This is a genomic window from Priestia sp. RMT2NF4 (genome assembly GCF_047872835.1).
Classification (GTDB): domain Bacteria; phylum Bacillota; class Bacilli; order Bacillales; family Bacillaceae_H; genus Priestia; species Priestia zanthoxyli.
The window spans coordinates 662958-679868 of sequence record NZ_JBLQZO010000003.1 but is presented as its reverse complement, the minus strand read 5'-3'; the positions used below and the strand labels follow the sequence as shown (position 1 = coordinate 679868).

The window sequence follows — 16911 nt, the reverse complement described above, 5'->3', positions numbered from 1 at the left end:
ACCTTTGCACAGTTTAGTTTTTTTGCGTCTTTTGACGTGAAATATTCTTCTCGTTAATAAGCTTTGGCCTTGTTTTCATTTTTTTGATTGAACGTCTAATTAGAACATCCTTTTGATCACGCTTCACAAAGGGAGCCATAGGTGTCATATAAGGGACTCCAAATGACCTTAAGCTGCATAAATGTAAAATCATTAAAATTAGCCCGAGGATAATACCGAACAAGCCAAAAGTAGCTGCTAAAACCATTAAAATAAAGCGCAGCATCCTTACTGCAATGGCCATATCATACACCGGTGAAACAAAGTTACTAATAGCGGTGATGGATACAACGATAACCATTGCAGGCGATACTAATCCAGCTTGTACGGCGGCTTCTCCTAAAACGAGTGCTCCCACGATTGAAATAGCTGAACCTACTGCTCGAGGCAATCGGACTCCCGCTTCTCGCAAAATTTCAAACGTGATTTCCATAATAAACGCTTCAATAATAGCTGGAAAAGGCACACCTTCCCTTTGAGCTGCAATACTAATTAACAAAGCAAAAGGAAGCATCTCTTGATGAAAAGTAGTTAAAGCAATATAAGCAGAAGGTGTTAAAAGGGCTAAGAAAAATGCCATGTAGCGCATTAAGCGAATCAATGTACTAATATCTGCGCGCTGGTAATAATCTTCGGCCGCCTGAAAAAATTGAATAAATAGGGCAGGAACCATCAATACAAAAGGTGTACCGTCTACTAAAATGGCTATCCGCCCCTCTAAAAGACCTGCTGCCACGGAGTCTGGACGCTCCGTGTTATGCATAGTAGGAAAAGGTGTATAATCTTCATCTTGAATCAACTCTTCGATATATCCGCTCTCCAAAATACCGTCTATATCAATTTTAGAAAGACGCTCTTTTACCTCTTGAATGACCTGTTCATCCGCAATGCCGTCTATATAAACGAGCGCAATATCCGTTTTTGTAAACTCTCCTATTTGCTGAGATTCAATCCAAAGTTTTGGAGATTTTATTCGGCGCCGAATCAATGCGGTATTCGTTCGCAGTGTTTCTGTAAAACTGTCTCGAGGTCCTCTTACAACGGTCTGAGATTGTGGTTCAGAAACAGCCCTGTCTCTCCACCCTCTTGTACTTGCCACAATACACGTTTGATACCCTTCTAAAAACAGCACGGTATCTCCTGATAAAACATGAAGAAGAGCATCATCCAATGTTTTGGCTTCCATAATTTCACCGGCCGCCAAACTATAGCTTTTAATCAATTCGTACATATTAACGACACCGTCATCATGAGTTAAATGCTCATCGTGATAATGCATAATGGAGTCCAGCGCATAGTGTTCAACTTCATCTTTATTTACCAATCCGTCGATGTAAGCAACACCTAAAGTGAATTTTTCTTCAATTGAAATTCGAAACTCTCTTGTCACTAAGTCCGTGCTCTGTCCTAATGCTTTTTTCATGTGGAATATATTATCTCCCACTCTCTCCGACAATTTCTGCTCTTCCTCAGTGGAAGAAGCACTAGTTGCCTTAGAGTCCTTCGATTCACCAGCTTTTTCTTTCCGCTGTTTGGATTTATTCGTTAACTCCGATAGTTTTTTAATACGCATTGTTCATCCTCCACTACATTGAACGAAAAGAAACGGAATTTCTTCTTTTTAGTCTCTATAGTTTTTGTATGAAAAGGAAATTTATACTTGAAGCCATTTTAATAATCTTTATTTTTGACATCATTTGTGCATTTCTATAGGATAGTAATGGATAATTCTTCGTTATTATGAAGAATGTTTATACGGAACATTGAAAGGAGTCTATACATGGCACAATCACTTAAAGGCAAAGTAGCTCTTATTACAGGAGCAGGAAAAGGCATCGGTCGTTCAACTGCAATTGAATTAGCAAAAGAAGGCGTAAATATCGGTTTAATTGCTCGTACAGAGGCAGATTTAAAGGCTGTGGCTTCTGAACTGGAAGCATTTGATGTACAAGTTGCTTATGCAACAGCAGACGTTTCTTCTATGGAAGAAGTAAACGCAGCAGTTGAGCATCTACATACAAAATTAGGGGCAACGGATATCTTAATCAACAATGCGGGAATCGGTAAATTCGGAGGCTTTTTAGAGCTAGACCCAGCTGAGTGGAAACAAATCATTGATGTGAATTTAATGGGCGTTTACTACGTAACGCGCGCCGTTCTACCTCAATTAATCGAAAAAAATGGTGGAGACATCATCAATATTTCATCCACTGCTGGTCAAAAAGGCGCTCCCGTTACAAGTGCTTACAGCGCTTCAAAATTTGGCGTGCTTGGCTTAACTGAATCTTTAGCGCTAGAAGTGCGCAAACACAATATTCGTGTAACAGCTCTAACACCAAGTACAGTAGCAACGGAATTAGCATATAAAGAAAACTTAACGGATGGCAATCCTGATAAAGTGATGCAGCCTGAAGACCTAGCAGAAATTATGGTAGCACAATTAAAGCTGCATCCGCGTATTTTTATCAAATCTGCGGGCATGTGGTCTACAAATCCATAAACAAACATAGAAAAAGGAGAGCTTCAGCTCTCCTTTTTTGTGTCTTCTTTTATATGATGGTTAGCTTATTTACGTTTAGGCGTGATTTCTTCTGATAGTTCTTCAAAAGACTTTACTTTTCCATGCGATGGGTTTTGTGATTGCTTTCGTACGTTCCACTGACGCTCTTTTTGACTTTTAGACTGAGTCATTTTGCTTCATCCCCTTTTTATATGCTTACATGTAGTAGGATAAAACAAGCTGCTTATTTCCATTCATCAAAACTGCTTCCAATTTCTTTACTGCTTAGCTAAATGTATTTTAAACCATTTATCAATTTCCGCGTTGTATTGATCATAATAAGCAGTTAGCGGATGGTCTCCATTTTTGTACAGTACATATTTGTATTCTTTTCCCTGCTCATCTAGCTGTTTCACAAGTTTTTCAGCCTGAGTGTGGTGAACTTTACGATCATGATCGCCCTGTAAAATTAAAAGAGGTGAATTTACTTTATCGCTCCAGTAGACAACAGAACGAGTTTTATACCTCTCTGGATACTGCGCCGGATCTCCTACAATTGTCCGCAGCACTTGTTTCATTTCAGGCCCTCTTTGGTCGTAGAATTGAAACATGTCTGTAATACCTGATTGTACGACAACAGCATCAAATTTAACGCCGTTTTTCATCGTTAAATACGTCATCATACCGCCGCGTGAATATCCTAGCGCTACCTTTTGCTGGTGATTTACATAAGGAAGCTGTTCTCCCCATTTAATAAGATTTAATACGTCGTCAATATCTTTACCGCCGTACGTCTCTGTTCCTTCACTTCCGCCATTTCCCCTGTATTGAGTCGCAACAACGACGTAGCCTTTACTTGCCCAGTATGACAAATACTGAAGTGTTTTTGCGCGAATCATGCCATGTTCTCGATTTCCTCCGCGATTATATACTAAAAGCGGATAATGTTTGTCTGCAATGTCTTTAGGCTGTACTAAAAACCCTTTTATCTTTAAATTATCACTAGGATACGTAATGCTATATACATCTACTTTATTTGAATAAGGCGATAATAAATTCAATTTTTCTTTATTTACATCATCACTTTCAGCTCGGTTAAAAACCGCTGTCACACCGAGCACAGCTACAGTGATTAATGCAATGATGCCCCATTTTTTCAACAGAAACCCTCTCCTCAATAAATATCTTTTCTCTTTTATAATGAGTGTTTTCATTTGCCTTTACCCTTCTTAAATGTTTGCTAAAAAGGGCATTCATCCCATCGCCAATACAGCTTATTTATCATACCGCAAAACCCAAATTTCTTCATTAATAAAGAAATAAGAATTCATACAAGTACATGAACAGGAAAGACGTATAGTAAATTGTATTATTAAATTATAGATTTGAAAAGTGGAATGATACTTTTTTTGTCGTTTTTTACCTGTCCTTTTTTAAAAAGAAAAAAGCCCAGTTAAGACTGAGCTTTTTTCTTGGCAATACCAATGCCTGTATATGCTAAAATAATTGAAAAAATCGGACATAAAATGCTAAAGAATGTAAATGGAATATAGTCAGCCGCTGGAATATTTAATGCAGTTGAAATAAAAGCTCCGCTGACACCCCACGGAATAATAGCATTAATAACCGTTCCACCGTCTTCAAGCGTTCGTGATAAGTTTTTCGGGTCTAAGTTCCACTTTTCATACAGCGGCTTAAACGTTTGCCCAGGCAGAAGAATTGATAAATACTGTTCTCCTGTAATAACGTTCACTCCAATTGAAGATAGAAGCGTAGCAAAAATAACGTCTCCGCTGCGGCGGATTTGTTTTGCTAATCCTTCTAATAAAGCATCAATAATTCCAACCGCTCTCATCAAGCCACCTAGCGACAAGGCAATCATGATAAGAGAAATAGAAAACATCATGGACTGTAATCCGCCTTTGTTTACAATCGCATCGACTACTTTATTTCCTGACTCGATTGCTGGCCCGCTTTGAAGAACCCCTAGCAATTGACTCAGCGTAAATTCATGCTGTGTAATCATTCCTGTAATAATGGCCGTTACAATCCCTAAAACTAACGTTGGCAATACATCGACTCTTCTCATCGAAAAAATAAGAACTAAGAGTGGAGAAAGCAACGTTAACACGTGTAAATTAAACGTATGTTTTAATGCTTCTTGAATTCCTTGAATTTCTCCGTAATTGACGCTTTCATGATTTCCGTTCATTCCGATTACCAATGCAATGATTGCTGTAATAACAATACTTGGAACCGTCGTCCACGTAATATGCTGAATATGTTTAGGGAGCGGTACTTCAACGATACCAGAAGCAAAATTTGTTGTATCAGACAATGGAGACATCTTATCTCCAAACACAGCTCCTGAAACAATCATCCCTGCTGCTAGCCCTGGATGTACACCAATAGCAGTTCCCACGCCAAATAAAGCGACTCCTACCGTACTGACGGTTGTTAATGAACTTCCCGTGAATGTTGAAACTAACACGGTGATAACCAAAGCACTAATTAAAAAGTACTGCGGTGAAATCCAGTGGAAGCCGTAGGATAAAATCGTCGGTATCGTTCCTCCTACCATCCAAATCGCAATGAGCATCCCGATCAGCATTAGAATAAGGATAGGCTTAATGCCAAGTCTAACACCGTCTAAAATGCCTTTCTCCATTTCTGTCCACTTATATTTCAACAAAAAGCCAATCACACTAATAAATGCTACACCAAATATTAGCGGAATATGAGGCGGCAGCTTTAACATAAATAATGAAACAAAAATAATAGCTAATAGCACCAAAACCACCGCTATTGATTGTATAAATGAAATTTCTTTTTTCATGAGGTATTCCCTTTCTATCTTTCTTTTTCACTTAAACGCTTTTATGCTTTTACGCAGTTAAGTGCAAACCTTCTTGAGTATAATTTTTATCCTTCTTGCTGTCAATAACTTATTTTATCCAACGGCAGGCTCTGCACTCATTTTTCCACTTTTCTTCTTATTAATATTTATTCTCTATCTAAGCAAATCATTGTACAAAATGCTTCTAATGTTTTTATATATATAAAACGGGTACACACAAAACACACGTTTTTTTAATGTACTACCTTTTGTACATAAGCGAAGAACTTCCCTCAAAAAATTTTTAAGCAAAAGACTTGAAAGTCAAAAAAGGTCAAAGTATAATGAGATTACGAAAGGTCAAGAAAGGTCAAACACCTGCTGATCTTCGATTAAAATCATTTAGGGAGGCTAATTAAATGATTTGTCAAAACTGTAATAAACGTGAAGCATCTATTCAATTAAATGTACAAACAAATAATCAAAAATCTCAATATCGTTTATGTCATACATGTTATCAAGCACTAATGAAAGAACATAAAATCCCATCAGGCTTTGGAGGTGGCGGCTTTATGAACATCGATGATTTATTCAAGCAAATGGCGCACGAACAAGCTGCACCGGAGCAGCCACAGCAAGGAAACGGCGGCGGAGGCTTTTTAGATCAATTTGGTCGAAACTTAACTCAAATTGCGAAAACGGGATTAATTGACCCTGTTATTGGCCGCGAAGAAGAAGTAGAGCGCGTCATTGAAATTTTAAATAGAAGAAACAAAAACAACCCGGTACTAATTGGAGAACCCGGTGTTGGTAAAACAGCTGTAGTCGAAGGGTTAGCTTTAAAAATTGCGGAAGGAAAAGTTCCTGCAAAGCTGCTAAATAAAGATGTATATCTGTTAGATGTAGCATCACTCGTAGCTAATACGGGCGTGCGAGGTCAATTTGAAGAGCGTATGAAACAGTTAATTTCCGAGCTTCAACAGCGAAAAAATGTGATTTTATTTATCGATGAAATCCACCTTCTTGTAGGAGCAGGTTCAGCGGAAGGTTCAATGGACGCAAGCAATATTTTAAAACCTGCTCTTGCACGAGGTGAACTTCAAGTAGTCGGAGCTACAACTTTAAAAGAGTACCGTTCCATTGAAAAAGATGCGGCTCTTGAACGACGTTTCCAGCCGGTTATGGTTCACGAACCGTCTGTAGAAGAAGCCGTTGAAATTCTAAAAGGAATTCAAAGTAAATATGAAGATTATCACGGCGTTAGCTATACAGATGAAGCGATCCGCGCTTGTGTAAATTTATCACACCGCTACATTCAAGATCGTTTCTTGCCTGATAAAGCAATTGACTTGCTAGATGAAGCAGGTTCAAAAATGAACTTACAGGCAGGCATTACAAATAAAGACGACGCAGCCGCTCGCTTAAAAGAAATTACAAAAGAAAAAGAGCAGGCGCTAAAGGATGAAAAATATGAAGTAGCGGCAAAACTGCGCGATGAAGAAGCTGCTCTTGAAAAACAACTAAACGAAGAACAGCAAAAAATGAATGTGGATATTGCTGACATTCAAGCCATTATTGAAAAGAAAACGGGTATCCCTGTTGGTAAACTTCAAGAAAATGAATCAGCAAAAATGAAGCATTTAGCAGAGCACTTAGCTCAAAAAGTAATCGGACAGCAGGAAGCTGTCGAAAAAGTAGCAAAAGCAATTCGACGTTCTCGCGCTGGATTAAAAGCGAAGCATCGCCCAATTGGTTCATTCTTATTTGTCGGTCCAACAGGTGTCGGTAAAACAGAGTTAACCAAAACATTAGCTGAAGAACTGTTCGGCTCAAAAGATGCAATGGTTCGTCTAGATATGAGTGAATACATGGAAAAACACGCGGTGTCTAAATTAATCGGTTCACCTCCTGGCTACGTAGGTCACGAAGAGGCAGGACAATTAACAGAGAAAGTACGCCGTAACCCTTATTCCATCATCTTACTAGATGAAATTGAAAAAGCTCATCCAGACGTTCAGCATATGTTTTTGCAAATTTTAGAAGATGGACGTCTAACGGATAGTCAAGGTCGCACAGTAAGCTTCAAAGACACGGTTATCATTATGACAAGTAACGCTGGTGTAGGTGAAAAGAAAATTACGGTTGGGTTTGACGCAGAAAATGATGCGCTTAAGCAGGCATCCGTTTTAGATTCACTTTCATCTTATTTCAAACCAGAGTTTTTAAATCGATTTGATACAATCATTGAATTTAATCACCTTGAAAAAGATAACTTGATTAAAATCGTTGACCTTATGCTTGCTGAATTGAAAGAAACATTACAAGAACAAAACATCACGCTGAGCGTAGCAGATGAGGTAAAAGAAAAACTGGCTGAACTTGGCTATCACCCTGCATTCGGTGCTAGACCACTCCGCCGAGCAATTCAAGAACAGCTTGAAGATCGAATTACAGATTTACTGTTAGATGATGCGGACGTATCATCAGTGAACGTAACGTTAAATGAAGCGAGCGAAATCACCGTACAAAACTAATAGAAAAAGCGACTCTACTTGAGTCGCTTTTTTTATAGAAATACTTTCGTTTATTTACTTTCATCTGTTTTTTCATCTGTTTTTTCGTCCGCACTATCCGTTGATTCTTCTTGATCATCAGCTGCTTCATCCCCAGATGAGTCATCTGCTTCGTCTTGCTTCATTGTTTCCTGTGAATCATCTGTCGTTGTATCCTCCGATTGAGTATCATCCGACTGTTCGGTTTGCTGTTCTGTTGCATCTTTTTCATCCGTTTGTGAGTTGCATGCTGTGATTAACATAATTGCTAGAAGTGATCCAAATAACTTGACTAATAAACTTTTGTTCATTTTACCGTCTCCTTTCGAATCATCTGAGCCTCTATGTAGTCACCATTCATATGGCTCTACTTGCAGTATAGCCTATCCAATTGGAAAAAAGTTCACTTTTACAAGGTTATCACAAAAGCTTTACATCTCCTTCATTTCGTTCATATTCCCCTCATATTTCCTTAATAGTTTATGACCAGCCACATTCTAGATCTATCTTCCTTGGTCTAAGTGCTCAATTCGGCTATTCACATAGTTGTAACTATGCTAATATGAGTGATATATTACTGTATCGTGCGACTAGCTGACTATGAAGTTATTCTCCTATAAAATTATTCACCATTTAAGAAAGGGATTTTTTATGGAATCACACAACCTCATAAAAAAACGTAATTTTATTCTTTTACTTATTTTTTGGCTGCTGTATTTTGTCCACATTGTGTTATATCACTTTATTGCAGCTGATCCTCATCCGATTGTTTTTATAAGCGGAGGAATTTTATTATTGGTAGTGACGGCTATGTATTACTTTCATTTTCATCCTGCTATCATTATGTATTCTTTTTTTATATGCTATTATGCCTATATTGCGTACATAACATCTATTGAACCTGCTGTTATTAATTATTTGTTTTTGTTTCTTGGAATAATTGTTAGCTTTATTTACTATAGCTATATCGCTATTGTAACTTCTACATTAATGTCCATAATAATTGTTTTGTACTTTTATGTAAGCAACACTCTTTTTACATCTGTGACTTTCGTGAAATTAGATATCGTTTATTTCATTTTGTTTACGCTGATCACAATGATTATTTTGTTGTATTGTGCTCATTTCTCTAAAAAATTGATTGCTATTACGACGGTCAAAATGAACAAAACCGAAGATGAACTTTACTCAGCTCAAGAGTATTTACAATCTTTTTTCACATACAATCGCGACGCCATTTCCGTGTTCAGTCTAGACGGCAAAGTGATTAAAGTAAACGATGCTTTTGAGCAAATATACGGATGGAAAGCGGAAGAAATTGTCGGAAAAGCCATCCCATTTATTCCTGCTAGCTTAAAAGGCGACGCTGAAAACCGATTAGAAAGGGTTAAAAAAGGAGAAAAGCTGGTAGCCTTTGAAACCCAAGATAAGCGAAAAGACGGAAAAATAATTGAAGTAGAAATTACTGTTTCACCTATTTTTAATCGTGATCAGCAAGTCGTTGCGCTTTTTGGTATTTCACGCGATCTTACAGAAGAAAAGGAAACAGAAAAATTTCTTCGCCAAACCGATAAATTATCTTTAGCCGGCGAAATGGCAGCGGGCATCGCTCATGAAATTCGAAATCCGCTTACTTCCCTGAATGGATTTATTCAGCTTATTCATGAAGACAGCAGCCGCTATCATTCTTATACAACCATCATGCTGAGTGAACTGAATCGTATTAACTCAATCGTTGGAGAATTTTTATTGCTCGCTAAACCTCATGATACGGTTATGAAAAAACATGCATTCTCTACTATTTTAAATGACGTTATTCTTCTGTATGAATCAGAATGTGTATTAAAAAACGTCGTAGTTAAAACGCAGGTGGAAGCTCCGCATACATACATCTGCTGTGATGCCAATCAAATTAAGCAAGTACTCATTAATTTATTAAAAAATGCGCTCGAAGCTATGCCTAGCGGAGGAGAAATCCATTTAAACGTTACTCAGCATACTAAAGGCCTTACTATTTTCATTAAAGATACAGGAGTAGGTATTCCCTCAAATTTGCTTACGCACATTCAAAAGCCCTTTTTTACCACGAAGCCATCAGGCACCGGTCTTGGACTTGTTGTGATTAAAAACATTCTGTATCAGCATAAAGGAACATTTGAAATTAAAAGCACTGTGGGCGAAGGAACCAGCGTTACCCTTACGATTCCTTTATGGGAACAAGGAGTGAACCATTAAAAAAAGAGGCTAGAACAAAAGTATGTTAGTTGAAGGAAGATCCGAACGAGTTTATTTTTTAATTAAAAATCAAACTCATTCGGATTTTTTTATTATGAGGGTGAGCGTAGGTTTAATCTAGGTGCTTCTAGCTGTTGATTGGAGGGCAAGGCGAAGACTCCTGCGGGAAAAGCGGAATAGGTGAGACCCCGCAGGAGCATAAGCGCCGAGGAGGCTCACCAGCCGCCCGCGGAAAGCGAAGCCTTGCACGGAAATCAACGGCGGTGTAACAAGCGATTCATACTAGATTGTTTCTCACATTTGTTCGTCTTTAGATTCGATTGATTTTGTTATGTCTCAAGCCCTGTTTTTATAGCTTTTTATCATCAATACTATTTAAATAGTTTTCAATTTCATCTACTACAGACTGCACGCAGCCCTCTTCGAATGGAGAGATCAAATTCGCTTCCTCTACTAATTCTAAAAATGGCTTACTTCCGCCAAGCTTACACAAATGAACGTAATCTTGCCATGCTTGTTCATGATTTTCTCGATCCTTTTTCCAAAATTGAAATGCACAAATTTGAGCGAGCGTATAATCAATATAATAAAACGGAGACGTGTAAATATGAAGCTGGCGCTGCCAGAAGCCACCGCTTTCTAGATAATGATGGCCATCATAGTTTTTAGAAGGCATATATTTCTTTTCAATTTCTCGCCACGTTTGTTTTCGTTCCGAAGGCGTCATCTCAGGGCGTTCGTATACAGCATGCTGAAATTCATCTACTGCTACCCCGTAAGGCAAGAAAGTTAAGCCTGAGCTTAAATGAGAAAACTGGTATTTATCTTTGTCTTCTTTAAAGAACAACTCCATCCAAGGCCATGTAAAATACTCCATGCTCATCGAATGAATTTCAGCTCCTTCATGCGTAGGCCAGTGATACTCATTGGTTTCCATATCTCGGCTGGAATACACTTGAAAAGCATGCCCTGCTTCATGCGTTAACACATCAATATCGCCTGATGTTCCATTAAAGTTTGAAAAAATAAACGGCGCTTTGTATTCTTCAATAAACGTACAGTAGCCTCCGCCTGCTTTGCCCTTTTTAGCGACTAAATCCATTAAATTATTTTCAAGCATAAAGGAAAAAAATTCGTCCGTTTCTTTAGAAAGCTCCTTATACATAACCCGTCCATTTTCAATAATCCACTTTTCATCACCTTTTGGCACTGCGTTTCCTGTTTCAAACTGAAACGGTTCATCATAATAAGTTAAGCTCTCTACTTGAATTCTTTCCTGCTGACGCTTTTTTAGTTTTTCAGTAAGGGGAACAATATACTCTTTCACTTGTTGGCGAAAAGCGGCAACCATTTCAGCATCGTACCCTATTCTAGACATACGAGCATAGCCCACTTCTACGAAATTTTTATAGCCTAATTTTTCAGCAAGCTTAGTCCGCACTTTTACAAGCTTGTCGTAAATATCATCAAATTCCTCTTCATGATCAGTAAAAAATTGAAACTTCGCTTCTGCTGCTTTTTTTCTCATTTCTCGATCAGATGACTCCATAAACGGATCGAGCTGAGCTAACGTTCTTTCTTCTCCTTCAAATACAATTTTAGCTGACGCCACTAGCTTCGTATATTGAGATGATAGCTTATTTTCTTCCTGCAGCTCTTTTACTATTTCAGGAGAGAACGTTTTTAACTGCATTTCAGCAAGAGAAAACAGCTGCTTTCCCCACTTTTCTTCTAGTTCCGGTTTAAAAGGTGAAGAGATTAAGGCTTTGTAAAATTTCTCTACGTATCCTTCTAAAAGCGGCTGTGTTTCATCAAAATAGTCTTGTTCTTCTTTATAAAATTCATTGGCTGTGTCGATAGAATGACGAATATAGCAGATGTTCCCCATTGTACTGTACTGAGAATACGCATCGTTTGCTAGACGAATTGCCTCATTTTGCTGACTGACTGACCCTGCTTCCGTAAAATGTGTAATGGCCTTTTCAAACTGCTTTTCAATTTCATTCATATCAGGTCGCGTATATGTATAATTCTCAAATTTCATCATTTATTCCCCTTCCTCTATATGTCTGTATGTAACCTAATTCGTTTTTATCCAGCTGTATTCCTGTTAATTTCAATTTTTTGTCACTTTTTATTTTTTATGTCGATTGGTCATGAAAGAAGTCATAGAAAAAACTCGTTTGTTCAACAGAAACAAACGAGCTTTCCTTACTTAATTAGTCGATTCCGGCAAAAATTCATCTGCATAGTGCCCTAGTTTCTTAAGCATCGAAATGGCAACTTCCTTTTCTTCGCTAGATAAAACGGATAAAATTTCATGAATTCTTTTTTCGTGACTCGGAAACATGCTTTCAATCATTTCCTTGCCTTGCTTGGTGATAGCTGCATAGGTTACGCGACGATCGTTCGGACAAGCAACGCGCTCCAAGAAGCCTTTTTTCTCAAGCTTGTCTACTACATACGTAATACTGCCGCTTGCCAACAGAATTTTTCCGCCAATTTGCTGAAGAGGCTGCTGGCCTTTGTGGTACAATAACTCTAGGACAGCAAATTCGGTTGGATTCATTCCATGCTGTTGAATAAATTTATGCACATGATCATTAATTGAACGATTGGCACGAGATAGTACAATAAATAATTTAAGAGATTGGTCTAACTCTTCTCTAGTTACATCATTCGTCATTTTAATCAGTTCCTTTGATATTATCTTGATATCAAGATAATACTAAAATTTCCCTTCAAAGTCAATCAAAGCAGGCTTATTTCATCGGTTATTCTCTCTGCTTGTACAATTTTTTTGATAAAAAATGTATATAAGTGGATTTATACATATGCTTTTAATACAATAAACATATGAACATTACATAAAAAGGTGAATGATTATGAAACCAACCCATTTATTATTTAATTCCGCGATTGGTTCGCAAAAGCCTGAAACAATCGTTAACCGGCAAAACCCCTGTCCCTTTTGCGACGTAGAATCTCTTACAGGCATCATTGAAAAACAAGGACCTATCATTTGGCTAAAAAATAAGTTTCCCGTTCTGCAAGATGCTTATCAGACGGTTATTATTGAGACCGATGAGTGTTCTTCAGAACTATCTATTTATCCAAAAGAACATCTGTATACCTTGCTGAGTTTTGCTACTGAACGATGGATATCGATGATGAACAGCGGAGAATATGCTTCTGTTCTTTTCTTTAAAAACCACGGCCCCATGTCCGGAGGATCATTACGACATCCTCATATGCAAATTATTGGTTTAAATGAGATGGATGTAAATGAAAATGTGAAGCTAGAGCAGTTTGAAGGAGTCACAATTGCCAAAAATGAACACGTCACATTTAATTTATCTGTAAAACCTCGAATGGGCTTTTTTGAATTTAACGTGATAACAGATCAGCTTGACAAAGAGCTGCACACGTTTGCAGATTATCTTCAAACGGCTGCTCACTATTTATTAAATCATTTTCATCGTAGCTGCACGAGCTACAACTTGTTTTTTTATAATCTTAAAAACGGCAAAATTGCAGCGAAAATCATTCCTCGCTTTGCCACATCTCCTTTGTATGTAGGATATGGCATTCCTCAAGTTTCCAATAAGCTTGAGCACATTGCTAACCAAGTTCAGGAGCTGTACTTCACCTAAAAAGTTGAACCTTCACTGGTTCAACTTTTTTGTAAAATTATTGCATAAAGCTGTTCATTTTTAAAATAGTCATGCTCATAGAAAACAAAAAAACATACACTAAAAGAACGATGTGAATTGAGGATAAAAAGAAGAATACGTAAAAGGAGACGGTTTATGACTGAGGTACTAATTGGAAGCATTCTTTCTGCGCTATCGACTGGAGTAGGCGCTTTGCCTATTCTATTTTTGAATCAAGAACTCACTCATCGCTGGAAAGATATACTTCTTGCGCTCACTGCAGGCATTATGACAGCAGCTTCTACTATGAGCTTAATTCCAGAATCTCTTCAAAGCGGCGGTTTTTTTTCCTTAGCGATTGGCTTACTGCTTGGCGTGGTAACATTAACACTCTTGGAGCAGAATATTCCTCACATTGATCTTGAGCATTCTAAAACCGGCATACAGTTTGATGAAAAAGCACTTTTAATTGTTTCCGCTATTACGTTGCACAACCTTCCTGAAGGACTGTCTGTTGGTGTGAGCTACGCTTCAAATGTTGAAAATACAGGGAACTTAATTGCCCTTGCAATCGGTCTTCAAAATGCACCTGAAGGACTGTTGGTCGCGCTATTTTTAGCTCAGCAAAATATCAGTAAAATAAAAGCATTTTTAATTGCTACCCTTACAGGATCAGTTGAAATTGTAACGTCTTTACTCGGGTTTTATTTAACTAATTTTGTGGAGTCTCTCGTTTCATATGGATTAGCGTTTGCTGCCGGAGCCATGCTTTTTATTATTTATAAAGAGTTAATTCCGGAAAGTCACGGCGATGGAAACGAAAGATTTGCTACTTATTCGTTTATTTTTGGTATTTTGTTTATGATTTTTTTAATAAACATTTTTTAAAGCTGAAGAGAGGCCACGGGCAGCGTAATTGTTTCACTGCCCGATCCCGAATGCTTGTCCTGCATTACAGCTTTGAAAAAGATAAAAAGCGGCTAATCAGTGTGGCAAACGATGTCTTTTCTTCCTCTTCTTTTAAACGCTGCTTTTGATAAACTAGTAAGAGCTGATCAAGCTCTTGACTACAGGTAACGGTTTCTTCATTAGTCAGACCTTTTTCTTCTCCGAGCTGCACCATCTTTTGTCTTTTTTGGACGATTTCCACTAATAATCTCTCTGATTTCGTTCTATTTCTCACTCCAAACACAAAATCCTCTCCTATGACAAAGAAATTAGCTTATAACGCATTATTACAAATTCTACTAAATATGTAAATAGAGTCGCAATAATAGACATTTTTTTCGCAAAAAAATTATTTTGTCGGAATTTACAAACGCTTACATTACTATAGGAATACCGTTTATCTTTTTTTTACAAGTTGTTTTTCGACAAAAGATGCTGCTTGTCGAATAAAAAAGAGGTTGAGACATAACGAAATAAATCCAATCGAAAGACGAACAAATGAGATACATGAGCTGGACTGCTTATGACACCGCAATTGATTTCCGTGCAAGGCTTCGCTTTCCGCGGGCGGCCGCTGAGCCTCCTCGTCGCTTTCGCTCCTGCTGCGGGGTCTCACCTGTTCCGCTTTTCCCGCAGGAGTCTTCTCCTTGCCCTCCAATCAATTGCTAGAAGGAACGAAACAAATAAAACGATGTGCACCATCACAAAAAAAAAGAACCACTCATCAAACAGGTTGATGAATGGTTCTTTTTTTACTTGGACTCAACTACTTTTGTCCCAGCCTCTTTTTTATTCAGCTTTTTGAGCAGCGATTTGTACAGCATCCCATACCGTAGCAAAAGGAGGGGCATATGAAAGATCTAGCATGGTTATTTCATCTGTTGTGAGGCGGCAAGTAATAGCTGTCGCAAATACATCGATTCGTTTTGCAACTCCTTCTTTCCCAATCATTTGAACTCCTAAAATCTCTTTTGTTTCAGGATGATAAACAAGTTTTATGACCATCTTCTCAGCTCCTGGATAGTAAGAAGCATGACTCGGAGCCTCGGCTGTGATGGCTTTGTATAAAAGAGAATTTTCTCTTGCTTCTCTTTCTGAGATGCCGGTTTTTCCAATTTCATAGTCCATCACTTTGACAATACTTGTACCTAGAACACCCGGAAATTCTCTATTTTCTCCCCCTAATCGGTAACCAAGAACCCTTCCCTGCTTATTGGCAATGGTTCCAAGAGCAATATGAACGTCTTTTTTTAATACGCGGTGATAGCTCGTTGCACAATCTCCCGCTGCGTAGATATGAGGCACGTTGGTTTCCAACTTCTCGTTTACTAAAATAGCTCCATTTTCAAGCATTCTTAGTCCGTTTCTTTCTAAGAATTGCGTATTCGGACGAACTCCTACATTTACAATCACTAAATCCGTTTGGTACGTTTGACGGTTTGTTTGAACGTGAGTGACGGAACCATCTGAATGCAGCAATGCTTCCACTTCTTCTTCGAAATGAAATAAAATATCGTCATCTAGCTGCTTTTGTAAATGCTCTGCCATGTCTTGATCTAAAATAGATAGAATCTGCTTTCCCTGTTCAATGACCCGTACTTCTTTTCCCAAAGCCTTCATTGCTTCAGCTACTTCCATTCCGACATATCCTCCACCAATAATAGTGACTTTTTCTACGGAGTGAGCCTGTAGATATGTATAGATTCTTTCGCTGTCTTCTAATGACTTTAATGTGCATACATTCGGCATGTTATCACTCATAAAATTAGGTTTAACAGCCGTTGTTCCAGTTGCAATGATGAGTTCATCATATGTTATCTCTTTTTCAGCGTGCGTTTTGACATCTTGTGCTACTATGTATTTCTTTGTATGGTTTACTTCTTTAACTTCGTGAAAAAGATGGACGGAGATATTTCGCTCTTCAAACTCTTGTTTCGTACGAGCAATCAAATCGTCTTTTTCTTTTACAACACCTGACAGATAGTAAGGCATGCCACATGCGCTGTAAGAAATATCTCCACCTTTTTCAAACACAAGGATTTCCACTTCTTCTTTTTCTTTCATCCGGCGAAGCTGTGAAGCTGCGCTCATTCCGGCGGCTACTCCTCCTATAATGACGACACGTTTCATCTATACTCCCTCTTTCTA

General features: G+C 38.1%; 16 protein-coding genes. 6 read left to right on the top strand and 10 right to left on the bottom strand.

Features of this window, described 5'->3' with window-relative positions; translation table 11 throughout:
• Positions 1 to 13: 13 nt before the first annotated feature.
• The gene (locus tag ACMX9J_RS16870) at positions 14 to 1612 is read right to left on the bottom strand and encodes a spore germination protein (RefSeq protein ID WP_028414152.1); all 1599 of its coding nucleotides are present in this window, start codon (positions 1610 to 1612) and stop codon (positions 14 to 16) included.
• A 207-nt stretch (positions 1613 to 1819) separates the two neighbouring features.
• Between ACMX9J_RS16870 and ACMX9J_RS16865 the strand changes: the two genes are divergently transcribed.
• The gene (locus ACMX9J_RS16865) at positions 1820 to 2539 is read left to right on the top strand and encodes a 3-ketoacyl-ACP reductase (protein ID WP_028414153.1); all 720 of its coding nucleotides are present in this window, start codon (positions 1820 to 1822) and stop codon (positions 2537 to 2539) included.
• 65 nt (positions 2540 to 2604) lie between these two features.
• Here ACMX9J_RS16865 and ACMX9J_RS16860 read toward each other — a convergent pair whose 3' ends face one another.
• The 3 genes from ACMX9J_RS16860 to nhaC form a co-directional block, all read right to left on the bottom strand.
• The gene (locus ACMX9J_RS16860; protein ID WP_013082238.1) at positions 2605 to 2730 is read right to left on the bottom strand and encodes a DUF6254 family protein; all 126 of its coding nucleotides are present in this window, start codon (positions 2728 to 2730) and stop codon (positions 2605 to 2607) included.
• An 87-nt stretch (positions 2731 to 2817) separates the two neighbouring features.
• Complete coding sequence (locus tag ACMX9J_RS16855; protein ID WP_028414154.1) at positions 2818 to 3699, bottom strand: alpha/beta hydrolase family protein; 882 nt, start codon at positions 3697 to 3699, stop codon at positions 2818 to 2820.
• A gap of 293 nt (positions 3700 to 3992) precedes the next feature.
• Complete coding sequence (gene nhaC, locus ACMX9J_RS16850) at positions 3993 to 5375, bottom strand: Na+/H+ antiporter NhaC (protein WP_154973291.1); 1383 nt, start codon at positions 5373 to 5375, stop codon at positions 3993 to 3995.
• Between the two features lie 419 nt (positions 5376 to 5794).
• Between nhaC and ACMX9J_RS16845 the strand changes: the two genes are divergently transcribed.
• Positions 5795 to 7909 carry an ATP-dependent Clp protease ATP-binding subunit gene (locus tag ACMX9J_RS16845; RefSeq protein WP_098112868.1) on the top strand — a complete coding sequence of 705 codons (2115 nt, stop codon included), beginning with the start codon at positions 5795 to 5797 and terminating at the stop codon, positions 7907 to 7909.
• Between the two features lie 50 nt (positions 7910 to 7959).
• Here the strand turns inward: ACMX9J_RS16845 and ACMX9J_RS16840 are convergent, their stop codons facing one another.
• The gene (locus ACMX9J_RS16840; protein ID WP_033578378.1) at positions 7960 to 8238 is read right to left on the bottom strand and encodes a hypothetical protein; all 279 of its coding nucleotides are present in this window, start codon (positions 8236 to 8238) and stop codon (positions 7960 to 7962) included.
• A gap of 340 nt (positions 8239 to 8578) precedes the next feature.
• Between ACMX9J_RS16840 and ACMX9J_RS16835 the strand changes: the two genes are divergently transcribed.
• A complete protein-coding gene (locus ACMX9J_RS16835) occupies positions 8579 to 10162 on the top strand; it encodes a PAS domain S-box protein (RefSeq protein ID WP_098112867.1) in 1584 nt (527 codons plus the stop codon).
• Positions 10163 to 10296: 134 nt separating this feature from the next.
• Positions 10297 to 10431 (top strand): hypothetical protein, encoded by a 135-nt coding sequence (locus ACMX9J_RS16830; protein WP_014461068.1) that lies wholly within the window; start codon positions 10297 to 10299, stop codon positions 10429 to 10431.
• A gap of 80 nt (positions 10432 to 10511) precedes the next feature.
• On the opposite strand, the gene ACMX9J_RS16825 is transcribed toward ACMX9J_RS16830, so the two are convergent.
• Together ACMX9J_RS16825 and ACMX9J_RS16820 are read right to left on the bottom strand one after the other, a co-directional pair.
• The gene (locus ACMX9J_RS16825) at positions 10512 to 12206 is read right to left on the bottom strand and encodes a M3 family oligoendopeptidase (protein WP_034268228.1); all 1695 of its coding nucleotides are present in this window, start codon (positions 12204 to 12206) and stop codon (positions 10512 to 10514) included.
• 171 nt (positions 12207 to 12377) lie between these two features.
• Entirely contained in the window at positions 12378 to 12848 is a 471-nt protein-coding gene (locus ACMX9J_RS16820; RefSeq protein ID WP_034268232.1) for a MarR family winged helix-turn-helix transcriptional regulator, read from the bottom strand.
• 199 nt (positions 12849 to 13047) lie between these two features.
• Between ACMX9J_RS16820 and ACMX9J_RS16815 the strand changes: the two genes are divergently transcribed.
• A complete protein-coding gene (locus ACMX9J_RS16815) occupies positions 13048 to 13815 on the top strand; it encodes a DUF4931 domain-containing protein (protein WP_028414160.1) in 768 nt (255 codons plus the stop codon).
• Between the two features lie 156 nt (positions 13816 to 13971).
• Positions 13972 to 14703: a ZIP family metal transporter gene (locus ACMX9J_RS16810; protein WP_028414161.1), complete on the top strand. Its 732-nt coding sequence runs from the start codon at positions 13972 to 13974 to the stop codon at positions 14701 to 14703.
• Positions 14704 to 14767: 64 nt separating this feature from the next.
• Here the strand turns inward: ACMX9J_RS16810 and ACMX9J_RS16805 are convergent, their stop codons facing one another.
• The 3 genes from ACMX9J_RS16805 to ACMX9J_RS16795 form a co-directional block, all read right to left on the bottom strand.
• On the bottom strand, positions 14768 to 15007 hold the full coding sequence (locus tag ACMX9J_RS16805; protein ID WP_013082228.1) for an aspartyl-phosphate phosphatase Spo0E family protein: 240 nt from the start codon (positions 15005 to 15007) through the stop codon (positions 14768 to 14770).
• A 277-nt stretch (positions 15008 to 15284) separates the two neighbouring features.
• A complete protein-coding gene (locus ACMX9J_RS16800; RefSeq protein ID WP_416226063.1) occupies positions 15285 to 15425 on the bottom strand; it encodes a hypothetical protein in 141 nt (46 codons plus the stop codon).
• A gap of 127 nt (positions 15426 to 15552) precedes the next feature.
• Entirely contained in the window at positions 15553 to 16893 is a 1341-nt protein-coding gene (locus ACMX9J_RS16795; RefSeq protein WP_098112866.1) for a CoA-disulfide reductase, read from the bottom strand.
• Positions 16894 to 16911 lie beyond the last annotated feature (18 nt).

Bases quoted from the DNA above. Each gene is read 5' to 3' on its own strand.
- ACMX9J_RS16860 (WP_013082238.1), bottom strand. From the start codon at position 2,730: ATGACTCAGTCTAAAAGTCAAAAAGAGCGTCAGTGGAACGTACGAAAG.
- ACMX9J_RS16820 (WP_034268232.1), bottom strand. From the start codon at position 12,848: ATGACGAATGATGTAACTAGAGAAGAGTTAGACCAATCTCTTAAATTA.
- nhaC (WP_154973291.1), bottom strand. From the start codon at position 5,375: ATGAAAAAAGAAATTTCATTTATACAATCAATAGCGGTGGTTTTGGTG.
- ACMX9J_RS16795 (WP_098112866.1), bottom strand. From the start codon at position 16,893: ATGAAACGTGTCGTCATTATAGGAGGAGTAGCCGCCGGAATGAGCGCA.
- ACMX9J_RS16815 (WP_028414160.1), top strand. From the start codon at position 13,048: ATGAAACCAACCCATTTATTATTTAATTCCGCGATTGGTTCGCAAAAG.
- ACMX9J_RS16825 (WP_034268228.1), bottom strand. From the start codon at position 12,206: ATGAAATTTGAGAATTATACATATACGCGACCTGATATGAATGAAATT.
- ACMX9J_RS16810 (WP_028414161.1), top strand. From the start codon at position 13,972: ATGACTGAGGTACTAATTGGAAGCATTCTTTCTGCGCTATCGACTGGA.
- ACMX9J_RS16845 (WP_098112868.1), top strand. From the start codon at position 5,795: ATGATTTGTCAAAACTGTAATAAACGTGAAGCATCTATTCAATTAAAT.
- ACMX9J_RS16870 (WP_028414152.1), bottom strand. From the start codon at position 1,612: ATGCGTATTAAAAAACTATCGGAGTTAACGAATAAATCCAAACAGCGG.
- ACMX9J_RS16865 (WP_028414153.1), top strand. From the start codon at position 1,820: ATGGCACAATCACTTAAAGGCAAAGTAGCTCTTATTACAGGAGCAGGA.
- ACMX9J_RS16840 (WP_033578378.1), bottom strand. From the start codon at position 8,238: ATGAACAAAAGTTTATTAGTCAAGTTATTTGGATCACTTCTAGCAATT.
- ACMX9J_RS16835 (WP_098112867.1), top strand. From the start codon at position 8,579: ATGGAATCACACAACCTCATAAAAAAACGTAATTTTATTCTTTTACTT.